Origin of the sequence: Hymenobacter sp. 5317J-9 (genome assembly GCF_022921075.1) — a bacterium.
GTDB lineage: Bacteria > Bacteroidota > Bacteroidia > Cytophagales > Hymenobacteraceae > Hymenobacter.
On sequence record NZ_CP095050.1, the window covers coordinates 1,782,665 to 1,802,961 of the forward strand.

The following is a 20,297-nucleotide window of genomic DNA, read 5'->3' on the forward strand; positions in this document are numbered from 1 at the left end:
TGGGCAGTGGGGCCACCCGCTGCCCGCCACGACCACCCAAAGCCTGTAGCTACCGGCTACCTTTGCCGGCCTTTCACCCCGCTAATCAAGGCGGGGCCGTAGAAGCCCCAAGAAGCCGCACCCGGCCGCCCGTACCCGGTGGCAACTGAGCCGGGTACCCCGCTGCTGCTCCCTTCCGAACCGAACCCCGTAAAATGGCCAAAGACGATAAACCTGTCATCATCAACATCAAGAACCGCCGCGCCAGCCACGAATACACCTTCTTGGCCAAGTACGACGCGGGCGTGATGCTGCAAGGCACCGAGATAAAAAGCATCCGCGAAGGCAACGTGAACCTGACCGACGGCTACTGCACCTTCGACCACAAAGGAGACCTTTGGATTCACAGCATTCGCATCGCGCCATATTCCTTAGGTACTTACAACAACCACGACGCCATGCGCGCCCGCAAACTGCTGCTCAACAAGCGCGAGCTGAAGCAGCTGGCCGGCAAGAAAACCGACCAGGGCCTGACCATCATTCCCCTGCGCCTGTTCGTGACGGACCGCGGCTTTGCCAAAATCGAAATTGCCCTCGCCCAGGGCAAAAAGCTATTTGATAAGCGCAACGACCTCAAAGAGAAAGCCCAAAAGCGCGACATGGAACGCATGTAATCAATGGGTGAATGGGTGAATGAGCGAATGAGTGAATGCTTTGCTGCCGTTCTTTGCATTCACCCATTCACCCATTCACCCATTCACCCATTGAATCCCGGCATCTGCGCCTTGAGCGCCGTCCCCGTCCGCGCCGAGCCCAACGACCGGGCCGAACTCGTTACCCAGCTGCTGTTTGGCGAGTGCTACCAGATTTTGGTCACGCAGGGAAGCTGGCTGCAAATCCAGCTGGCAGCCGACGATTATGTGGGCTGGATGGATTTCAAGCAGCACACACCCGTGTCGCCCGAGTACTACGCCGCCTGGTGCGCCCAGGACCACCCCCGCGCCCTCGACGTGGTGCAGGCCGTGAGCGACGCCACCACCAAGATTCCGCTCACGCTGGGCTGCCGGCTGCCGTTTTTCGACGGCATGAACGTGCGCATTGGCGAGCGCAACTATTTCTTCAACGGCACGGCCACCAACCCCACCGCCGCGCCCGACCCAGCCCGCCAAGCCGCCCTGTTGCGCAAAACGGCCCTCATGTACCTGAAAGCGCCCTACGTGTGGGGCGGCAAAAGCGTCTTCGGCCTCGACTGCTCCGGCCTGTGCCAGCAGCTCTACGGCCTGGTGGGCATCCAGCTCCCGCGCGACGCCCGCCAGCAGATTGACCACGGTCGCCAGGTGCACTTCGTGACGCAGGCCCGCCCCGGCGACCTCGCCTTTTTCGACAACGCCGAAGGCCGCATCGTGCACGTGGGCATGGTGCTCGACGAAGGCCAGATTCTGCACGCGCACGGCGAAGTCCGCATCGACCCGCTCGACCACAACGGCATCTTTAACCGCGACCGGCAGAAGTATTCGCACAAGCTGCGCCTCATCAAGCGCCTGCTGCCGGAGTAGGGGAGGAGACTAAAAAAGACCGAAAGGAACGTCATGCCGAGCGTAGCTGAGGCATCTCGCGTGCAGCCGTAATCCATATGTACAGGATTTCCTGCCCCGCGCGAGGTGCCTCGGCTGCGCTCGGCATGACGTTCTCCGTAAGCTTTATGCGGCACTGAACTTAACCCTTTCACGCTTGTTTATCTGCTTGGAAACCGCTAGCTTTCGGCGGGTTATCCGAGCCCCAAGCGTGTATGGACCAAAAAGTGTTAGTGCTGAATGGCGACTATACCGCCATTACCCTGTGCAGCGTACAGAAAGCGTTTGTGCTCCTGTTTCTCGACAAGGCGGAGATGGTGGCCAAGTCGGACCACGGCACCCTGCGCACCATTTCGCAGTCGTTCCCCAAGCCCAGCATCATTCGCTTGCAGCGCTACGTGCGCGTGCCCTACAAAGGCATTGCCCTCAGCCGCCACAACATCTTCAAGCGCGACCATTTTGAGTGCCAGTACTGCGGCTCGACCAAAAACCTGACGCTCGACCACGTGGTGCCGCGCTCCCGCGGCGGCGAATCGTCGTGGACCAACCTGCTCACGGCCTGCGCCCGCTGCAACCACGCCAAAGGCCACCACACGCCCAACGAGGCCGGTTTGACCATCCGGCAGCAGCCCAAAAAGCCCACGCTGGCCGGCTTTCTCAAGCTCTCGGCGGGCACCATCGACCAAACTTGGCACGCGTACCTGAATTAAGTTTGGCCGTATAGGGTTAGGAAAGGGTACCTTTGAGTGTATCCCACCCCTAACCCTGCCTATGGCCCTCCCTCGCTTCGCCGCCACCCGCTCGTTTCATACCGAGCTTAAAACCCGCATAAATCACTATTTCGAGGAATCGGGGCAGCGAATGACCGGGGACTTTAGTCTGCTTTTCAAAGGGGTGCTGCTGGTAAGCCTGATGGTTGGCCTCTACGTGCATTTGGTGTTTTTCACGCCGGCCTGGGGCTGGGCCCTGCTCGAATGCGCGCTGCTGGGCTGCGTCATTGCCGCCATCGGTTTCAACGTGATGCACGACGGCGCCCACGGCAGTTTCTCGCGCTTTCCCTGGGTGAACAAGCTGGCGGCCTACACGCTGGGCGTGCTCGGCGGGAGTCCCTACATGTGGAATTCCAAGCACAACCTCATCCACCACACCTACACCAACATTGAGGGCCACGACGACGACATCAACATCCAACCCTGGATGCGCATGGCCGCCGAGCAGCCCAAGCACGCCCTGCACCGCTACCAGCACTTCTATTTCTGGGCGCTGTACTGCATGCTCTACATCTCCTGGATTTTCGTGATGGATTACCAGAAGTATTTCACCCGTCAAATCGGCGCCATCGGCCTCAAGCCCATGAATGCCGGCGAGCACGTGAGCTTCTGGGCTTCAAAGCGGTGAACCTGGTGCTGTACGTAGGGCTGCCCATTTACCTGGTGGGTTTCCTGCCCTGGCTCACCGGTTTCCTGGTGAGTACGGCCGTGGCCGGTTTCGTGCTGAGCATGGTGTTCCAGCTGGCCCACACCGTGGAGGATGCCGCCTTCCCCGTGCCCTGCGCCATCACGAGCAAGCTCGAAGACGAGTGGGCCATTCACCAGGTGCGCACCACCGCCAACTTTGCCACCGACAACAAGCTGGTGAGCTGGCTGGTAGGCGGCCTCAATTTTCAGATTGAGCACCACCTCTTCCCGAAGATTTCGCACGTGCACTACCCCGCCATCAGCAAGATTGTGCAGCAGGTGTGCGCCGAATTCGACATCACCTACAACAACTACAAGCACACCCGCTCGGCCATTGCTTCCCACGTCGGCTTTCTCCGGCAGATGGGCCGCACAGCTTAGTTCGTGGTTTGGAAAACCAAAAAGCCCCGGCGCGTTAGCGCCGGGGCTTTTTTATTGTCAGCAGGTGGTGACTACCGCCCCACAAACGACAGCAAGTCCGTCGTGAGCTGGTCCTTATCGGTGAAGAATAAGCCGTGCGGCGCACCCTTGTACACCTTCAGCTCGGCCTGCGGAATCATCTTGGCCGTGCGCTCGCCGCTGGCCTCGAAGGGCACCGTGGCGTCGGCGTCGCCGTGAATCACCAGCGTCGGCACTTTGATTTCGGCCAGGTCGGCTCGGAAGTCGGTGCTGGAGAAAGCGACGGCGCAGTCGCGCGTGGCATTCGGTGCCGCCAGCGAGGCCACCGTGAAATTCCAGTCCAGCACGGCCTGGCTCACCGGATGGCTAATCATGCCCACGCCGTAGAAGCTCTTGGCGAACGTTTGCAGGAAATCGAACCGGTCCTTCTTCATGCCGTCCATCATACCATCGAACACCTTTTGGGGCACGCCCTCGGGGTTGTTATCGGTTTTGAGCATGAACGGCGTCACGGCCCCCACAAACGCCACGCGGGCAATGCGGGCGTCGCCGTAAGTGCCGATGTAACGGGCAATTTCGCCGCCGCCCATCGAAAATCCCACCAGCGTTACCTGGTTCAGGTCCAGTTCTTCGAGCAGGGCGTTGAGGTCGGCCGCGAGGGTGTCGTAGTCGTAGCCCGTCCAGGGGCGCGAGGAGCGGCCGAACCCGCGCCGGTCGTAGGCAATGACGCGCATGCCGGCTTTGGCCAGCGCAATGGCCTGGTGCTCCCACATGGTGTGGTCGAGCGGCCAGCCGTGGATGAGCACCACCGGGGCGCCCTGCCCCCAGTCTTCGTAGAAAATATTAACCGGATGCCCGGTCGTGTCGTTGCCTGCTTTGATATAAGCCATGCGTGAAAGAGGTTTTGAGTGCGTTGATACTCTTTCCTTACGGGCGTGGCGTTGTGCGGGGTTTGGCGGCGTAGTGTTAAGATTGTGACAATTGACCATAGTGAACTTCCCCGAACATTAGCTGCTCAGATTAACTTGCAGTCTATGAAGATACTACTCATTGTCGCCGCGCTTCTTTGCAGCACTGCACCGGCCTTTTGCCAAGCCAGTTGGACTTACCACGTTGGCTTTGTGCTGAATGATAAGAATGGTCAACCGTTACGCGATGATGATTTAAAATCAGGGGCGTACAATGTTTTTGTTTGTGGGGGTGGTTCTGATTCAGGCGCTCGCACGCTGGATTATGCTGCTTCACTAGGAATATTCTATGCAACGGGTGGCGCTATAGCAACAGTCGTATCTATAGGTTTAATTAATGGCAGGGATACAACAATTGTCTCGTTGCCTGTTGGTTCCGAGCGTTTCATTTTGACTACTTGGCCCACCACGACCGGCAAATATGTAATCAATCGAACAGGCATTTATGAAGTGGAAATGTCAAAAGCTCGAATGATGTATCCTACTTGGTTGGACGGAAATGATACCGCCCTCTACTCTTTGGCCATTTTAGATTGGGGTAAATACCGTTTTAATCAAGCCGACGCTATTCGATATTCTTGGAAGCAATTTTTTAAACATAGCAAGCCCTTGAAACCGCTTGTTCATTAACAAAACTACTTAACCTACCAAACTAGCAAAACTGTCTGAAAACCCGTACCTTTGCGGCCCCGCCAGGGTGGCGGGCCTTGCCAAATCATCGGCGAGTGCATCAAACCAATTGCGCGGAGGCCCGGGCTTCGGCCGCCGCGTGTAGCAACAGAAGCCCACAAGCTATTATGGCAGAATTAGTTGACGATTTCGATTGGGACAATGTTGGAGCCACCGGCTTCGGCGGTAACTATTCGGCAGACCAGCGTGCTGAGATGGAGAAAATGTACGGCGACACGCTGACGACCGTACAGGAAGAAGAAGTAGTGAAGGGCACCGTGGTAGGCATCACCGACCGCGACGTTATCCTGAACATCGGCTTCAAATCGGACGGCCTGGTGTCCATCACTGAATTCCGCGACCTGCCCGACCTGAAAATCGGTGACGAGGTAGAGGTGTTCATCGAAGACCAGGAAGATGCCAACGGCCAGCTCATCCTGAGCCGCAAGAAAGCAAAAATCAAGCAGGCCTGGAAGGCCATTTACGATGCCCTCGAGCTGGATACCATCCTCGAAGGCGTGGTGAAGCGCCGCACCAAAGGCGGCCTCATCATGGAGCTCGACGGCGTGGAAGCCTTCCTGCCCGGCTCGCAAATCGATGTGAAGCCCATCCGCGACTTCGACATCTACGTGGGCCGTCGCATGGAAGTGAAAGTGGTGAAAATCAACTCCGCTTTCGACAACGTCGTGGTTTCGCACAAAGTACTCATCGAGAAAGACCTCGAGAAGCAGCGTGAGGCCATCCTGAACAACCTTGAGAAAGGTCAGATTCTGGAAGGCAACATCAAGAACATGACCAACTTCGGCGTGTTCATCGACCTCGGCGGTGTCGACGGTCTGCTGCACATCACGGACATCTCGTGGGGCCGCATCGCTCACCCGAGCGAAGTACTGACCCTGGACCAGAAACTGAACATCGTGGTGCTGGACTTCGACGAAGCCAAGAAGCGCATCAGCCTCGGTCTGAAGCAGCTGACGCCCCACCCGTGGGATTCGCTGCCGGCCGACCTGCAGCCGGGTTCGAAAGTATCGGGCCGCATCGTGAACGTGGCCGACTACGGCGCTTTCATGGAAGTGGTACCAGGCGTAGAAGGCCTCATCCACGTGTCGGAAATGAGCTGGAGCCAGCACCTGCGCAACCCGCAGGACTTCATCAAGCAGGGCGACACGGTAGAAGCGCAGATTCTGACGCTCGACCGCGAAGACCGCAAGATGAGCCTCGGCATCAAGCAACTGACCGAAGACCCGTGGACCCGTGGCGACTTCGCCTCGACCTACGCCGTGGGCACCAAGCACAGCGGCACCGTGCGCAACCTGACCAACTTCGGCCTGTTCGTTGAACTGGAAGAGGGTGTGGACGGCCTCGTACACGTGTCGGACCTGAGCTGGACCAAGAAAATCAAGCACCCCTCCGAAATGGTGAAGGTGGGCGACAAGCTCGACGTAGTGGTACTGGAGCTGGACCTGGGCGCCCGTCGCCTGGCCCTGGGCCACAAGCAGCTGGAAGAAAACCCCTGGGATACTTTCCAGACGGTGTTCACCCCCGGCTCGGTGCACAAGGCTACCATCACCGAGAAGTCGGAGCGTGGCGCGGTACTCGAACTGCCGTACGGCATCGAGGGCTTCGCTTACCCCAAGTCTTTGGTGAAAGAGGATGGCTCGAACGCTGAGAACGGCGAGTCGCTCGACTTCCGCGTAACGGAGTTCTCGAAGGACGACCGCCGTATTGTGCTCTCGCACACGGCTGTGTTCAACAAGGAAGCCGCCGCTGAGGACGACAGCCGCAACGCCAAGTTCAAGAAGAAGACCAACACCAAGGCTGGCGACACCCAGGGTGAAGGCAAAATCAGCGACCTGAAGAAGACCGAAGAGAAGTCGACCCTCGGCGACCTTGACGCGCTGAGCGCCCTGCGCGACCAGATGATGGGCAACGAGCGCAAGGCTGGTGAGCAGAAGCTCGCCGCCGCTGCCAAGGCTCCGAAAGCTGCCAAGGCTGAGGAAGCTCCCGCCGCTGAGGCTCCTGCCGCTGAAGAAGGTGGCCTGCTGGCCGGCATCGCCGGTGCTGCTTCGGCTGCCCTCGACACGGTGAAGCACGCCGCTTCGGACGCTGTGGACGCCGTGACGCACTCGGATGCCTTCGCTAAGGCTTCGGAAGTGGCTGGCGACCTGGCCGACAAAGCCAAAGACCTCCTTGCTGGCGACGCCGACAAGAAGGAAGACGAGACCAACGCTTAGTGCTTGATTTCGAGTGACGAAAAAGCCCCGGCCGCAACGCCGGGGCTTTTTTTATGCGTTGGCCTTGCCCACGCCAACCCGGCTGCCTACCTTTGCGCTCCCAAAAGCCCACAACGGTGACGTGACCGAGTGGCTAGGTAGAGGTCTGCAAAACCTCCTACAGCGGTTCGAATCCGCTCGTCACCTCCAATCATTTGTGAAAAAGCCCCGTTTGCCCCCAGGCATCCGGGGCTTTTTCGTTGGGGCTGCCCAAACTTCGAATTTTAGGGCGCCTTGTGCCTACATTACACAGCCAAGCGGCCTTTTGGGCCGTATTCGTGGCAAAACTGTTCTTTTCCCACCCCACCACCTTTATGAAAATTATTGACATTCGTACCATGCGCGGGCCCAGCTACTGGTCCGTGAAGCACACCAAACTCATCGTGATGAAGGTGGATTTGGAGGAGTTTGCGGGCACGTGGTCGAACGCCATTCCGGAGCTGCCGGCTACGTTTATGCAGCTGTTTCCCAAAATCGGGCAGCCGCAGCCGGGGGGCATCAGCGGCCGGCCAACGCCGAAGCACCCGCCGCTGAACGAAGACCAATTGAACGACGGTGAGCCGCTGGGCCACGTCATCCAGCACGTGGCGCTGGAACTGCAGCGCATGGCCGGCATGCCCGTATACTGGGGCAAGAGCTACCCCGCCCGCGATGAGGGCGTGGAGTACGTGGTGTTTGCCTACCAGGAGGAGCGCGCCGGCCGCCGCGCCGCCGAATCGGCCGTGGCCATCGTGGAGGCCCTCTGCAAGCAGGAAGAGGTTAACCTGAAGCCCATCATCGACGAGCTGCACGAAATCCGGGAGGATGAGTTTATCGGGCCCAGCACCTATAGCATTGTAGCCGAAGCCGCTTCGCGCAACATTCCCTACATCGCCCTCAAAAACAGCAACATCATTCAGCTGGGCTACGGCGTGAACCAGAAGCGCATCTGGGCCACCACCACCAGCTATACCTCGCACGCCGGGGTGGAAGTGGCCGGCAATAAGAACCGCACCAAGGCCATGCTCAACGACGCGGGCGTGCCCGTACCGCGCGGCACCACCGTGTATTCGGAAAATGGCCTGCGCGACGCCATCGACGAGTTGGGCTTTCCCATCGTGACCAAGCCGCTCGACGGCAACCACGGCAAGGGCGCCACCATCCGCATCATGAACTGGGAGGATGCCGCCGCCGGCCTCAAGGCCGCGCAGGAATACTCGCGGGCCGTGATTGTGGAGCAGTTTATTGAGGGCTTCGACTTCCGCCTGCTGGTGGTGAACGGCAAGCTGATTGCGGCCGCCAAGCGCACGCCCGCTGCCGTGACTGGCGACGGCGCCAGCACCATTCAGCAACTCATTGATAAGGTGAACGAGGACCCGCGCCGCGGCATCGGCCATGAAAAGGTGCTTACCTCCATCAAAGCCGACAAGCACACGCTCGACATTCTGGCCGGCAAGGATTTGACGTTGGAATCGGTGCTGCCGGCCGGCGAGACGCTGTACCTGAAGAGCACAGCCAACATCAGCACCGGCGGCACGGCATCAGACGTGACCGACCAGATGCACCCCTACAACGTGCTGCTGGCCGAGCGTGTGGCTGGCATCGTGGGCCTCGACATTTGCGGCATCGACCTGATGGCCACCGATATTGCGGTGCCGCTCAACGAGAGCCGCGGCGCCGTGATTGAGGTGAACGCCGCGCCGGGCTTCCGCATGCACATTGCGCCGGCCGACGGCCTGCCCCGCAACGTGGCCGCCCCGGTGGTCGACATGCTGTTTCCACCCGGCAGCACGGCCCGCATTCCCATCATTGCCATCACGGGCACCAACGGCAAAACGACCACCACGCGCCTCATCGCGCACATGGTGGCCAGCAAAGGCTACAAAGTGGGCTTCACGACGACGGACGGCATCTATATTCAGGGCGTGCAGCTGCAAAAGGGCGACTGCACCGGTGGCCAGAGCGCCGAGTTCGTGCTGAAAGACCCCACCGTGAACTACGCCGTGCTCGAAACCGCGCGCGGCGGCATGCTGCGCTCGGGCCTGGGCTTTCATACTTGCGACATTGCGGTGGTGACCAACGTGGCGGCCGACCATCTGGGCCTGCGTGACATCTACACCGTGGAGGAAATGGCGGCCGTGAAGGGCGTGCTGCCCCGCACGGTGCGCAAAAACGGCTGGGCCGTGCTCAACGCCGACGACGACCTGGTGTACGCCATGGCCCGCACCGTGGACTGCCGCGTGGCCCTGTTCAGCATGCGCGACGATAATCCGCGCATTCAGGAGCATGTGGAAGCAGGCGGCGTGGCGGCTGTGTACGAAGAAGGCTACGTCACCATTTACCGCAACAGCTACAAGCTGCGCATCGACCGGGCCGCCGAGTTCCCCATCACCTTTGGCGGGCGTGCGGGCTTCAACATCGAGAACAGCCTGGCCGCCGCGCTGGCCGGCTACCTGGCCGGGTTCGATAAGGACGAAATCAAAACCGCGCTGCGCACCTTCATCCCTTCGGCCACCAAGACGCCGGGCCGGATGAACATTTACAAATTTCCGGACTACGAAGTTATTGTGGACTACGCCCACAACACGGCCGGCATCAGCAAATTTGCCGAGTTCATGGAAGCCACGCCGGCCACGCGCAAAATCGGCGTAGTGTCAGGCCTCGGCGACCGCCGCGACGAAGATACCATCGGCTTTGCGCGCATTGCCGGCCGCATCTTCGACGAAGTGGTGCTCCGGCAGGACCGCGACCTGCGCGGCCAGACCGCCGAGCAAATCAAGGCCATCATGGAGCGTGGCCTGCGCATGGACAAGCCCGACCTGCCCATCACCTACATCGAACACGAGCCCGAAGCCATCGAGCACGTGCTGAGCACCGCGCCCAAAGGAGCCGTCATCACGCTGTTTACCGAGAACATCTCGGCCGTGCTGGCCAAATTGGATGAATTTGAGGCAAAATTTGCATAATTGAATACGTGTGCTATATTTTTCAACTATGAAAAATATAGCACACGTAATTCTGGCGAGTTTGCTGCAATTGCTGGCCTACTCTGCCTTTGCCCAAGCGCCTAATTGGAGCGCTGCCCGTATAGTAGTTGCCTTTCCTAATAGAGCTTCCGCTACATATGACCCAACGGTGTCGGCCACCGCTGCGGATGCATTCGGCAATGTGTACATGGCGGGTCAGTTCGCAGGCACCGTCACTATCGGCTCTACAACAATAACCAGCGTAGGCATAATCGATGCGTTCGTTGCCAAGTTCAACCCTGCTACCAATCAGTTCGTCTGGATTAAAACAGCCGGTGAAGCAGGAGGGACGACATTCCCTTCCGCGCTGGCGGTGAGCGGAACGAATGTATATGTGGCGGGCGATTTTGGTACGACAACCAGTTTTGACGGCATAAACCTAATAAGCGCTGGATACGATGATGTCTTCGTTGCGAAGCTGGTTGATGCAGGTAGCACGGCCAGTTTTGTGTGGGTGCAGCGCGCCGGCGGCACGGGCAGAGACTACGCTAATAGCTTATCTGTGGCAGGAATGGGGGTGTACATTGCTGGCAGTTTCGCCGATAATTCCAACTTCACGGCCAGCTTTGGTTCTTTCACGCTAAATAGTGCCGGACAAAACGACGCGTACGTGGCCAAATTAGTGGATGCGGGTGCTTCGGCTAGCTTTGCTTGGGCAAAGCAAATGGGGGGCGCGAACGGTGACGCCGCCAGTTCAGTATGGGTGAGCGGGACCAATGTTTACGTTGCCGGGTCTTTCAGCAGCATCTCAGTTGGGTTTGGCAGTACAACATTAGTGAATGCCGGAGCAAACGACGTCTTCGTGGCCAAACTCACCGACGCAGGCAATGTCGGTAATTTCCTTTGGGCCCAACGGGCAGGGGACGCAAGTAATGATTACGCATATGCCATGGTTGTGAACGGGACATCTGTTTACGTAGCTGGGTCATTCAGCGGCCTGCAGTCCCGCTTCGGAAGCACGTCTTTGACTGCCCGAGGGGGGCCTAACGTGTTTGTAACGAAGCTCATCGATGCAGGCAGCAGCGGTGCTTTTGCATGGGCTCAGTCTTGTGGAAGCAATTCCTGGGCAGAAGGCTTTGCCCTAGCCGTGAGCGGGGCTAATGTTTACGTGGCGGGCACCTTTGACAGCAACTTTCCCGGTGCCACTTTTGGCAACTCTACGTTGGTTTCGACCAGCACCGATGCTTTCGTGGCGAAGCTCGTCGATGCCGGCAGCACCGGCAGCTTCGTTTGGGGCCAACGTGCGGGTGGAGCAAGTGTTGATAGAGCTAACGCCGTGACCTTGTCCGGACCAAACGTGTACGTTGCCGGCGATTTTGTCAGCAACACCATCAGCTTCGGCTCCATCACCCTGACCAACCCGGTTACTAATTATTACGCCGGATTTTTAGCCTCCCTCACCGACCCCACCCTGACGGCCACCATGGCCGCCATTCCCCGCGAACCGGCCAGCCTCTTCCCCAACCCCGCCCGGCGCACGGCTACGTTGCGCCTGCCCGCCGGCACAGCCCCGGCGCCCCTCACGCTCACCGACGGGGTGGGTCGCACGGTGCGTAGTTTCCCCGCCCCGACCGGCGTTGAGGCCACGCTCGACCTGCGCGGCCTTTCCGCCGGGCTCTACCTGCTGCGCGGCGCCGGCCCCGCCCGGCGCTTGGTCATAGAATAATCGGGCACAAAAAAGCCGCTTCAGCACCTGAAGCGGCTTTTTTGTGCCCGAGCGGCAGCGAATGCTACTTGAGCGTGAAGGTGGTCTTGCCCATCAGCTGGCCGCTTTCGTACAGCTCAACCGTGTGCTGGCCTTTCTTGTATTCGGAACCCTTGGCGTACACAAACTCCAGCTTTTGCTTGGTATTGTCGTACACCACGTCCTGCTTTTGGGTATAGAAAGCCTCCTGGCCGTCGACAGTGAAGGTGCCGCCGCCGGTGCTCAGGTTGTAAAGCGCGGCGCCGTCGGGCTCCAGAATGCGCATGTAGATGGACTTGGTTTCCTTTGGCGACACGTCGTTGCGGGCCAGGTTGAAGGTCACTTTCACCTTCTCCACCTTTTTAGCCTTGAATTCCTCTTTGTCGTCCTCTTTCTCCTTGTTCTTGGAAGTGATGATGGCGACTTTGATGTTTTCGGACTGCAGGCGCGACGCAATGCCTACTTTTTCGCTCAGCTCGCGGTTGCTGCGCACCACGGTGCTGATAGTGTCCGTCAGGCGGTTTTGCTTCTCTTTAAGCGTGGTGGTTTCGGTGTAGAGGGTCTCGTTGTCCTTCTTCAGGTCGGCAATGTCCTGGTCGCGCTTGCGGAGCTGGCTCTCCAGGTTCTGGGCGCGCTGTTTGAACAGGTTTTGCTGGGCAATGGAGAAGCTGCCGGCCCGGAAGGAGCGCAGCTTCAGCAGGTCGGCGTTGACGCTGGCAATCTTGGCCACCAGCGAGTCGTTGCTCAGGCCCAGGGACTGCAGCTCCTGGCTTTGGCGCTCAAAATCTGCCTTCAATGCCTCGTATTGCTTGATTTGCTCCTGCAGCTTGCTGTCTTTGGCCTGTACTTCGGTGGTCAGTTGCTCGTTTTTCTGGCCTTTCTGCTGGTTGAGATAGAACAGGACGCCGTTGATGCCCAGGAGCACGAGCACGAGGGCTGCCCAGAGCAGGACGCGGCTGTTGTTGGAGCGGGGTTCGGGGGTTTCGTTCGGGTCCATGCGGGAATTGTTAAGCGGAAAAAGCGTAAGAAAAGCAAAGCGCCCGCCGCAATGCGGCACGTACCTTTGGGCGTAAAAATAGGGGACTTCCGTGCCCTGGCAAGTTACAAGTATACTTCAACGGTATGGAAACGGTTTTTCCGGCGTTCGACGCCGCCTACTGGCAAGGCCGTTACGATTCGGGCCGCGACGGCTGGGACGCCCACGCCATCACGCCCCCGTTGCGGGCCTATTTCGACCAGCTCGACGTGGCCCGGCAGCCGCGCATTCTCATCCCCGGCGCCGGCCGTGCCTATGAGGCCGAGTACCTGCACCAGCGCGGTTTTCGTCAGGTTTTCGTGGCCGACATTGCCCCCGAAGCCCTGCGCGCCCTGGCCGCCCGCGTGCCCGATTTTCCGGCCGGCCACCTCTTGCTGGCCGATTTCTTCACGCTGCCCAACGACCCGCCTTTCGATTTAATTGTGGAGCAGACGTTTTTCTGTGCCCTCAACCCGGCCCTGCGCCCGGCCTATGCCCGGCAAGTGGCCCACTTGCTGCGGCCCGGCGGCACGCTCATGGGCCTTCTTTTCGACACCGATTTCGGCCCGGTGCAGGAGCCGCCCTTTGGCGGCAGCAAGGAAGAATACCGCCAGTATTTTGCGCCGTACTTTGATTTCCGGCATTTCGAAACGGCCACCAATTCGCTCAAACCCCGGCAGGGGCGCGAGCTGTTTATCTGTTTGAAGAAGAAATAACCTCCCCATGCTCCAAGCCCTCGCCAACACGCTCCCGCATTTCCGCCACACCAATTCCGGCCAGTTTTTCCTCATGGCCGGGCCCTGCGTCATCGAAGGCGAAGACATGGCCCTGCGCATCGCCGAGCGCATCAAGCACATCACCGACAAGCTGCAGATTCCCTTCATTTTCAAAGGCTCGTACCGCAAGGCCAACCGCTCGCGCCTCGATTCCTTCACCGGCATCGGCGACGAAACGGCCCTGCGCATCCTGCAAAAAGTAGGGCGCGAAATCGGCGTGCCGACGGTTACTGACATTCACGAATCGAGCGAAGCGGCGCTGGCGGCCGAGTACGTCGACGTGCTGCAAATCCCGGCCTTCCTGTGCCGGCAGACCGATTTGCTCATCGCCGCCGCCCAAACCGGCAAGGTGGTGAACGTGAAAAAAGGCCAGTTCCTGAGCGGCGAGGCCATGAAATGGGCCGTGGATAAAATCCGCCAGTCGGGCAACCCGCACGTCATCCTCACCGAGCGCGGCAATTCCTTCGGCTATTCCGACTTGGTGGTGGACTTCCGCAACTTGCCGGCCATGCGCGAGTTCGAGGTGCCCGTGGTAATGGACGTGACGCACTCGCTGCAGCGCCCCAACCAGAGCAGCGGCGTGACCGGCGGCCAGCCCGCCCTCATCGAAACCATTGCCAAAGCCGCCATCGCCGTGGGCGCCGACGGCCTATTCATCGAAACCCACCCCACGCCCGCCACGGCCCTCTCCGACGGCGCCAACATGCTGCCGCTCGACCAGCTCGAAGCCCTTCTGGTGAAGCTCACGCGGGTGCGCGACGCCCTGCGGCCGGTGCCCGGCATCGACACGCAAGGATTGCAGGCGTAATCTGGAAAACGCTGCGATGCAGGAGTTTCGGCTGTATAAGTCGCCTGGGAAAGCCCTGAAGCTGCTGGTGGGCTGCGCGGCCTTCGTGGCCATCGGCTGCCTGATGCTGGGCCGGCCCGACGCGCCGCGGTGGGTGGCGTGGGCGAGTATTGGTTTTTTCGGAATTGGGCTGCTCGTCAGTCTGTTTCAACTACTCGACCGGCGGCCACAGATAATTGTCAACGACGTCGGGGTGTTTGACCGGATGATGCACCACGAATTCATCAACTGGGCCCTCATTCAAGACGTGTACCTGGCCGAAGTGAACAAGCAGGCCTTCATTTGCCTCGTGGTTGACGAGGCGTTTGAGCCGTCGCGCCGCCAAGGCAAATTCAAACAGGGCATGGCCAGCCTAAACAAGGGAATGGGTTTTCAGGAACTGAATATTTCCCTGGGCTTCGTCAGCATCGACGCCTTTCGATTCGCCGAGTTCATTCTGGCCATGCGCAGTGCCGAGGCGCCCCAACGAGAGGCGCTGGTCAGAAAGGCCATTGCCAACCTATGACCGGCAATCAGGTGCGCAGCCAGAAATGCTGCTTGGGCTGGTTCTTTCGGAAGAACACCAGCCCGATGTAGAACAAGTCCACCGTCAGCATCACCTCCGGGTGCGCTTTGATGGCTTCCCAGGCCCGCTCCATTTCTTCCGACCAGTGAATGTCGTCGAAGACGAAGACTGAGTGCTCGGTGCGATGGGCCAGGCACTGCTCAAAGTAGCGCAGCGTGGGCTCGTAGCGGTGGTTGCCGTCGAAAAAGGCGAAGTCGATGGGGCGTTTGAGCGCCGCCAGGGCGGGGGCGAGGGTATTGTCGATATTGCCCTCGATGATGTCGATGTTGCGCAGCTGCAATTCCTCGAAGGTTTCGCGGGCCACGGCGGCCACGTTGGCACAGCCCTCGAAGGTGACGACGCGGCTGCGCGAGTCGGCCGAGGCCAAGTAGGCCGTGGTGAGGCCCAGGGAAGTGCCCAGCTCCAGAATGGTAGCCGGCCGGAAGTAATTGACCAGCCGAAACAGCAGCTGCGCTAGGGGCCGGGGCTTGGCCGCCGTGCGGGCGATGTCGGCCACGCGGCGCTGCCGGCCCGCGCCGGTGTGCGAGCCCGCCCCAAAATCGGTGACGCTGATGCTGGCCGGGCTGCCAAGCAGCTGCCGGCGCCGGGCTTCTATGGCATCATACGCCGTATAAACGCCCGTGTGGCGCACCACCGAGGTATAGAGGCCAAACACGAAAGGCGAATGCAGCCCGTGGGCATTGCCCGAACGAAGCCAGAAGCGGAGGTAAGCGAGAAGCTGAAACAAGAAGCGGGCGGACAATGCGAACCGCAAAGGTCGCACTGTCCGCCCGCTCATCGGCAACACGAAAACTTAGTTGAGGCGGTACGGCACCATGAGCGTAAACTCCGGAATCTCCACGTTGAATTCCTGGCCGTTGGCCAGCCGCTCCATGAGGTAGGTGCCGCGCATCTTGCCCACGCCCGATTTCAGGTTGCAGCCGCTCACGTACTGATGGGCCTCGCCGGGCTCCAGCACGGGCTGGCGGCCCACCACGCCTTCGCCCTCCACCTCGCGCACCACGCCGTTGGCGTCGTGAATGTGCCAGTGGCGCCGCAACAGCTTCACGGTGAACTCGCTGTTGTTGCGGATTTCAATTTTATAGGCAAACACGAAGTGTTCCTGGCCGGGGCTGGAATAGTCGGGCAAGTAGTTGGTCGTAACCGAAACGGTGACGCCTTGCGTAGTGGTGGTGGGCATAGGTGTCGGGCTATTAGGTAGCTGCGGGCTTAACAGCAGCCCGCGGAAATTGGTTTTACGCAAAAGCGGCCTTTCAACGCCGCAAACACCCGTTTATTTTCCTCCATATTTCAATGGTAAAGATAGCCGAAAGCTGGCGGCCGGTGTTAGCCGACGAGTTTGAAAAACCCTATTTCCAGCGCTTAATTGCCTTTGTGAAAGGGGAGTACGCCACGGCTACCGTGTACCCGGCCGGCCCCCAGATTTTCCACGCCTTCGACGCCACGCCGTTTGAAAAAGTGAAGGTCGTCATCCTGGGCCAGGACCCCTACCACGGCCGCAATCAGGCGCACGGCCTGTCGTTTTCGGTGCAGGAAGGGCAGCGCACGCCGCCCTCGCTCCAGAATATTTTCAAAGAGCTGCAGGACGACATTCCCGGTACGCCGCCCGCCCCCAACGGCAACCTCGACCGCTGGGCCCAGCAGGGCGTACTGCTGCTCAACGCCACCCTCACCGTGCGGGCCAGCGAGCCGGCCTCGCACCAGAAAAAAGGCTGGGAGGAGTTTACCGACGCGGTGATTCGCAAGGTTTCGCAGGGCAAGGAGCACGTGGTGTTCATCCTGTGGGGCGCCTATGCTGGCAAAAAGTCTGAGCTGATTGACGAGAAGAAGCACCTGGTAATCAAATCGGTGCACCCCTCGCCCTTTGCTGCCGACAAGGGTTTCTTCGGCAGCAAGCCCTTCAGCAAAACCAACGCGTGGCTGAAAAGCAAAGGCCTGGAACCGATAGTGTGGTAAGATAATGGCCGCGCCGGTCATTGCGAGCGTAGCGCGGCCGCCCTTTTCTCGCAGCTACCAGCTTGATGACTGAAACGACGTAGGGGCTTGCCCCCGCCCAGACATTCGCACCGATGCAACGATTCCGTTCTATGACGGGCGGGGGCAAGCCCCGTCCCTAGGTAGTTGCTTATTTAAGAGAAAAGCCCCGACTCTACGCAGAGCCGGGGCTTTTTACATTTGAAGATTAGCCGCTGAGAACAGGACGGATTGCCGCGCTGCGTTCGCCATGACCGGCGCTTAGTGAATGATGTTGAACAGGCGGCTCCAGCGGATTTTGTGCCAGAAGTCGGCGTTGGGGTCGACGGACAGCCAGATGAGAACGGCTTTGCCCACAATGTGGTCTTCGGGCACGAAGCCCCAAAAGCGCGAGTCTTCGGAATTGTGGCGGTTGTCGCCCATCATCATGTAGTAATTCTGCTTCACGGTATAGCTCGTGAGCTGCTTGCCATTCTGGTAAATCATGCCGTCGGCATTGTTCCAGGTAATGCCTTCGTTGTGCTCGTAGCGAGCCACGATTTTGTAGTAAATGGCGGCATTGCCGGGGCTGAGCGTGATGGTCTGGCCTTTTTTGGGCACCGGCAGCGGGCCGTAGTTATCCAGCGTCCACTTGCGCGGGGTGGCGCTGGTGGCGTCGGAGTTGGTGAAATCAGCTTTGTCGGGGAAGAGCGACGGCAGCGGGGGCTCGTACACGTCGAGGCGCTTCACGTAGGGCTGCTTGCGGAAAAAATCGGCCGCGGCTTGCGTGCAGCTGATTTTGTACACGAAGGTGCCGGGCACCTCGCCGCCCATGGCCTGGGGCATGCCGCCGGGCTGGGTGTAGTCCACCACGCCTTGCGAGCGCAGGGCGGCCAGCACCTCGTCGTTGGGGTTGTCCACCTGCATCACGTAGTCGGTTTGCAGGCCGGGCACGGGGGCTTCGGGCTGGCCGTTGAGGTACACCTGGCCGTTTTTGATTTGCAGGGTGTCGCCGGCAATGGCCACGCAACGCTTGATGTAGTTGGTGCGCAGGTCGGCGGGGTACTGGGTTTCGTGGGGCACGTGAAACACCACCACGTCGTTGCGCTTCACTTCCGAGAAGCCCGGCAGCCGGTAGGTAGGCAGCTGAATGAGCTCGGAGTAACTTTTGATGCCCGTGCCCCACACGGTTTGGTGGGTGAGGGGTACCTGCAACGGCGTTTGGGGCGTGATGGGCCCGTAGTGCAGCTTGCTGACGAAGAGGTAGTCGCCCACCAGCAGGGAGTTTTCCATGCTGGGCGAGGGAATGGTGTATGCCTCAAACGTGGCCCAGCGGATGAGCGTGGCCGCTACAATGGCAAAAATCAGCGAATCGGCCCATTCGCGGGTTTTCGTTTTGGGCGGCTTGGGGGCAGCGGTGGGGGTGGTTTTGAGCAATGACATGGGCAAGCTTGGGCTTGGCAGTGAATATCAGGCAAAGAAAGGCAGCAACGGGGCAGATTGCCCCGCCGCCGCCGACAAACGGTGTGGCAACTACAAATCCAGCAGCTCTTTCATTCCGAACACGCCCTGGCGGCCGGGCAGCCACTCGGCCGCCAGCAGAGCACCCAGGGCAAAGCCTTCGCGGCTGTGGGCCTCGTGCTTGAGCTCCAGCGTGTCGACGTCCGACGTGTAGGTGACGATGTGCGTGCCCACCGCCTCGCCGGCGCGCTCGCTGATGACGGCCAGCTCGGCTGGCGCTTCGGCGGGGGCGTTGCGCCAGGTGGTTTTGGCCGGAAAGTGGCGCATGATGCCCTCGGCCGTGGTGAGGGCCGTGCCGCTGGGCTGGTCGATTTTGTGGGTGTGGTGGATTTCGCGCACCGCCACGTCGTAGCCGCCAAACTGGTTCATTTTGGCTGCGATGTACTCGTTGAAGTGGAAAAACAGGTTCACGCCCACGCTGTAGTTGGAGGCGTAGAACAGGCTGCCCTGCACTTCTTCGGTCAGCGCTTTGGCCTCCTCGAAGTGATGCAGCCAGCCCGTGGAGCCGCACACCACCGGCAAGCCTTGGCGCAGGCAGGCCTGCACGTTGGCAAAAGCCGAATCGGGGTGGGTGAACTCAATGGCCACGTCGGCGGTGGCAGGTGTGAAGTCGGTGATGCTGGCCTGGCTGGCGTGGAGGTCCACAATGCCGGCAATTTCGTGGCCGCGTTGCTGAGCCAGCGCGCCAATGGTCTGGCCCATTTTGCCGTAGCCGATAAGGAGAATTTTCATGGTGGTTGTCCGTTGTTGGTTGTCAGCTGTTAGTCTGAACTGTCGGTTGAATAACCCAACAATTGACAACCAACACCCAACAACTAAAAAGCTATTTCACGCGCAGCGCTACTTGCAGGCCGGGCGTGAAGGGCAGGAGTACGCCATGGCCGGGCACCTGCAGCAAGGTGGGCTGCCAATGCACGGCCAGGTCGTCGCTCACGTCAAAATCCTTGAGGTGGGCATCGACCAGCGCGTCCACGATTTGCAGGCCATAAGCCAGGCCGATGTAGAGATAGTAGATGTCGCGGTTGCCGCGGTAGTACACCAGCGCCGATTTAATGCCGTCGGGCCTGGTGTATAGCCGCGCCCGGGGCGAAAGACTTTGGCTGCCTATCAGCTTGGGGTTGGCCGTCACCAGGTCGTAGGCATCGGAAAACTCCGTGAAGCGGCGCTGCCAGAAAATTTCGGCGCCTACCACCGTGCCCAGGGCCCCGTACACCAGCGGCAGCTTCCACCAGCGGCGGTTGTATATCTGGCCTGCGCCGGGCAGGATGGTGGCCAGCAGGGCCGCTTTGCCGGGCCGCGTGAGGCGAATGCCCTTGTAGCCAAAAGCCCGAAACATGTGCTCCGTGCGTTTGGCCGAGTCGGCCGCGGCCTTGCTCCGCTTGGCTTCGGGCGTCACCACGGCCTCACGGCGCTCGGTGGTGTCGGCCAGAATAGCGGCGGGCGTGCGCCCCGTGGGGTCGTTGGGGTTGGCCGGATTGTTCGGGTTAAATACCTGCGCCCAGCCGCTGTGGCTGGCAAGCAACGAGCCGGCCAGAACCAGCAAGGCCGCGAGGTGGTGATGCAACTTCTTCATAGCAACTCCGCTAACGGAAAACGCCCGGGTTTAGCATGT

Annotated in this window: 19 protein-coding genes, 1 tRNA gene and 1 pseudogene; 14 read left to right on the forward strand and 7 right to left on the reverse strand. The window is 60.0% G+C overall.

Annotated elements, in window-relative coordinates; translation table 11 throughout:
* The first annotated feature begins 194 nt into the window (after window positions 1-194).
* The 5 genes and pseudogenes from smpB (at window position 195) to MUN81_RS07390 (ending at window position 3,391) form a co-directional block, all read left to right on the forward strand.
* Window positions 195-653 carry an SsrA-binding protein SmpB gene (smpB, locus tag MUN81_RS07375; RefSeq protein ID WP_245116407.1) on the forward strand — a complete coding sequence of 153 codons (459 nt, stop codon included), beginning with the start codon at window positions 195-197 and terminating at the stop codon, window positions 651-653.
* A gap of 90 nt (window positions 654-743) precedes the next feature.
* On the forward strand, window positions 744-1,535 hold the full coding sequence (locus MUN81_RS07380) for a C40 family peptidase (protein WP_245116408.1): 792 nt from the start codon (window positions 744-746) through the stop codon (window positions 1,533-1,535).
* Between the two features lie 233 nt (window positions 1,536-1,768).
* A complete protein-coding gene (locus MUN81_RS07385) occupies window positions 1,769-2,263 on the forward strand; it encodes an HNH endonuclease (RefSeq protein WP_190927401.1) in 495 nt (164 codons plus the stop codon).
* 310 nt (window positions 2,264-2,573) lie between these two features.
* Window positions 2,574-2,651: pseudogene (locus MUN81_RS22800) on the forward strand (hypothetical protein); the annotation flags it as partial.
* Between the two features lie 95 nt (window positions 2,652-2,746).
* A complete protein-coding gene (locus MUN81_RS07390) occupies window positions 2,747-3,391 on the forward strand; it encodes a fatty acid desaturase (protein ID WP_348533174.1) in 645 nt (214 codons plus the stop codon).
* 71 nt (window positions 3,392-3,462) lie between these two features.
* On the opposite strand, the gene MUN81_RS07395 is transcribed toward MUN81_RS07390, so the two are convergent.
* Complete coding sequence (locus MUN81_RS07395; RefSeq protein ID WP_245116410.1) at window positions 3,463-4,299, reverse strand: alpha/beta hydrolase; 837 nt, start codon at window positions 4,297-4,299, stop codon at window positions 3,463-3,465.
* A gap of 144 nt (window positions 4,300-4,443) precedes the next feature.
* On the opposite strand from MUN81_RS07395, the gene MUN81_RS07400 reads away from it, so the two are divergent.
* The 5 genes from MUN81_RS07400 (at window position 4,444) to MUN81_RS07420 (ending at window position 11,990) form a co-directional block, all read left to right on the forward strand.
* Window positions 4,444-5,007, forward strand: coding sequence for a hypothetical protein (locus MUN81_RS07400; protein ID WP_245116412.1), 564 nt, complete (start codon window positions 4,444-4,446; stop codon window positions 5,005-5,007).
* A 167-nt stretch (window positions 5,008-5,174) separates the two neighbouring features.
* A complete protein-coding gene (gene rpsA / locus MUN81_RS07405; protein WP_245116414.1) occupies window positions 5,175-7,280 on the forward strand; it encodes a 30S ribosomal protein S1 in 2,106 nt (701 codons plus the stop codon).
* 115 nt (window positions 7,281-7,395) lie between these two features.
* A tRNA-Cys gene (locus MUN81_RS07410) sits at window positions 7,396-7,469 on the forward strand.
* Window positions 7,470-7,633: 164 nt separating this feature from the next.
* Entirely contained in the window at window positions 7,634-10,264 is a 2,631-nt protein-coding gene (cphA, locus tag MUN81_RS07415) for a cyanophycin synthetase (protein ID WP_245116416.1), read from the forward strand.
* A gap of 28 nt (window positions 10,265-10,292) precedes the next feature.
* Entirely contained in the window at window positions 10,293-11,990 is a 1,698-nt protein-coding gene (locus MUN81_RS07420; RefSeq protein ID WP_245116418.1) for a T9SS type A sorting domain-containing protein, read from the forward strand.
* Between the two features lie 64 nt (window positions 11,991-12,054).
* On the opposite strand, the gene MUN81_RS07425 is transcribed toward MUN81_RS07420, so the two are convergent.
* Window positions 12,055-13,005, reverse strand: coding sequence for a hypothetical protein (locus tag MUN81_RS07425; RefSeq protein ID WP_245116420.1), 951 nt, complete (start codon window positions 13,003-13,005; stop codon window positions 12,055-12,057).
* Between the two features lie 125 nt (window positions 13,006-13,130).
* On the opposite strand from MUN81_RS07425, the gene MUN81_RS07430 reads away from it, so the two are divergent.
* The 3 genes from MUN81_RS07430 to MUN81_RS07440 are packed head-to-tail and all read left to right on the forward strand — an operon-like array spanning window position 13,131 to window position 15,151.
* Window positions 13,131-13,739, forward strand: coding sequence for a methyltransferase domain-containing protein (locus tag MUN81_RS07430; RefSeq protein WP_245116421.1), 609 nt, complete (start codon window positions 13,131-13,133; stop codon window positions 13,737-13,739).
* Window positions 13,740-13,746: 7 nt separating this feature from the next.
* Window positions 13,747-14,607 carry a 3-deoxy-8-phosphooctulonate synthase gene (gene kdsA / locus MUN81_RS07435; protein ID WP_245116423.1) on the forward strand — a complete coding sequence of 287 codons (861 nt, stop codon included), beginning with the start codon at window positions 13,747-13,749 and terminating at the stop codon, window positions 14,605-14,607.
* Between the two features lie 16 nt (window positions 14,608-14,623).
* On the forward strand, window positions 14,624-15,151 hold the full coding sequence (locus MUN81_RS07440; RefSeq protein WP_245116425.1) for an STM3941 family protein: 528 nt from the start codon (window positions 14,624-14,626) through the stop codon (window positions 15,149-15,151).
* A gap of 7 nt (window positions 15,152-15,158) precedes the next feature.
* Here MUN81_RS07440 and MUN81_RS07445 read toward each other — a convergent pair whose 3' ends face one another.
* Together MUN81_RS07445 and apaG are read right to left on the reverse strand one after the other, a co-directional pair.
* Window positions 15,159-15,938, reverse strand: a complete 780-nt coding sequence (locus MUN81_RS07445; RefSeq protein WP_245116427.1) for a class I SAM-dependent methyltransferase — start codon at window positions 15,936-15,938, stop codon at window positions 15,159-15,161.
* Between the two features lie 66 nt (window positions 15,939-16,004).
* Window positions 16,005-16,391, reverse strand: coding sequence for a Co2+/Mg2+ efflux protein ApaG (apaG, locus tag MUN81_RS07450; protein WP_190927375.1), 387 nt, complete (start codon window positions 16,389-16,391; stop codon window positions 16,005-16,007).
* A 113-nt stretch (window positions 16,392-16,504) separates the two neighbouring features.
* Between apaG and MUN81_RS07455 the strand changes: the two genes are divergently transcribed.
* Complete coding sequence (locus MUN81_RS07455; protein ID WP_245116428.1) at window positions 16,505-17,167, forward strand: uracil-DNA glycosylase; 663 nt, start codon at window positions 16,505-16,507, stop codon at window positions 17,165-17,167.
* Window positions 17,168-17,446: 279 nt separating this feature from the next.
* Here the strand turns inward: MUN81_RS07455 and lepB are convergent, their stop codons facing one another.
* From lepB to MUN81_RS07470, 3 genes are all read right to left on the reverse strand, one after another.
* Window positions 17,447-18,607, reverse strand: coding sequence for a signal peptidase I (lepB, locus tag MUN81_RS07460; protein ID WP_245116430.1), 1,161 nt, complete (start codon window positions 18,605-18,607; stop codon window positions 17,447-17,449).
* Between the two features lie 90 nt (window positions 18,608-18,697).
* Window positions 18,698-19,417, reverse strand: a complete 720-nt coding sequence (gene dapB / locus MUN81_RS07465) for a 4-hydroxy-tetrahydrodipicolinate reductase (RefSeq protein ID WP_245116432.1) — start codon at window positions 19,415-19,417, stop codon at window positions 18,698-18,700.
* Window positions 19,418-19,508: 91 nt separating this feature from the next.
* On the reverse strand, window positions 19,509-20,258 hold the full coding sequence (locus MUN81_RS07470; RefSeq protein ID WP_245116441.1) for a DUF5683 domain-containing protein: 750 nt from the start codon (window positions 20,256-20,258) through the stop codon (window positions 19,509-19,511).
* Window positions 20,259-20,297: the final 39 nt, after the last annotated feature.

What these genes read in the sequence shown, in the direction of transcription:
- smpB (WP_245116407.1), top strand. Translation starts at nt 195, where the DNA reads ATGGCCAAAGACGATAAACCTGTCATCATCAACATCAAGAACCGCCGC.
- MUN81_RS07385 (WP_190927401.1), top strand. Translation starts at nt 1,769, where the DNA reads ATGGACCAAAAAGTGTTAGTGCTGAATGGCGACTATACCGCCATTACC.
- MUN81_RS07395 (WP_245116410.1), bottom strand. Translation starts at nt 4,299, where the DNA reads ATGGCTTATATCAAAGCAGGCAACGACACGACCGGGCATCCGGTTAAT.
- MUN81_RS07400 (WP_245116412.1), top strand. Translation starts at nt 4,444, where the DNA reads ATGAAGATACTACTCATTGTCGCCGCGCTTCTTTGCAGCACTGCACCG.
- rpsA (WP_245116414.1), top strand. Translation starts at nt 5,175, where the DNA reads ATGGCAGAATTAGTTGACGATTTCGATTGGGACAATGTTGGAGCCACC.
- cphA (WP_245116416.1), top strand. Translation starts at nt 7,634, where the DNA reads ATGAAAATTATTGACATTCGTACCATGCGCGGGCCCAGCTACTGGTCC.
- MUN81_RS07420 (WP_245116418.1), top strand. Translation starts at nt 10,293, where the DNA reads ATGAAAAATATAGCACACGTAATTCTGGCGAGTTTGCTGCAATTGCTG.
- MUN81_RS07425 (WP_245116420.1), bottom strand. Translation starts at nt 13,005, where the DNA reads ATGGACCCGAACGAAACCCCCGAACCCCGCTCCAACAACAGCCGCGTC.
- MUN81_RS07430 (WP_245116421.1), top strand. Translation starts at nt 13,131, where the DNA reads ATGGAAACGGTTTTTCCGGCGTTCGACGCCGCCTACTGGCAAGGCCGT.
- kdsA (WP_245116423.1), top strand. Translation starts at nt 13,747, where the DNA reads ATGCTCCAAGCCCTCGCCAACACGCTCCCGCATTTCCGCCACACCAAT.
- MUN81_RS07440 (WP_245116425.1), top strand. Translation starts at nt 14,624, where the DNA reads ATGCAGGAGTTTCGGCTGTATAAGTCGCCTGGGAAAGCCCTGAAGCTG.
- apaG (WP_190927375.1), bottom strand. Translation starts at nt 16,391, where the DNA reads ATGCCCACCACCACTACGCAAGGCGTCACCGTTTCGGTTACGACCAAC.
- MUN81_RS07455 (WP_245116428.1), top strand. Translation starts at nt 16,505, where the DNA reads ATGGTAAAGATAGCCGAAAGCTGGCGGCCGGTGTTAGCCGACGAGTTT.
- lepB (WP_245116430.1), bottom strand. Translation starts at nt 18,607, where the DNA reads ATGTCATTGCTCAAAACCACCCCCACCGCTGCCCCCAAGCCGCCCAAA.
- dapB (WP_245116432.1), bottom strand. Translation starts at nt 19,417, where the DNA reads ATGAAAATTCTCCTTATCGGCTACGGCAAAATGGGCCAGACCATTGGC.
- MUN81_RS07470 (WP_245116441.1), bottom strand. Translation starts at nt 20,258, where the DNA reads ATGAAGAAGTTGCATCACCACCTCGCGGCCTTGCTGGTTCTGGCCGGC.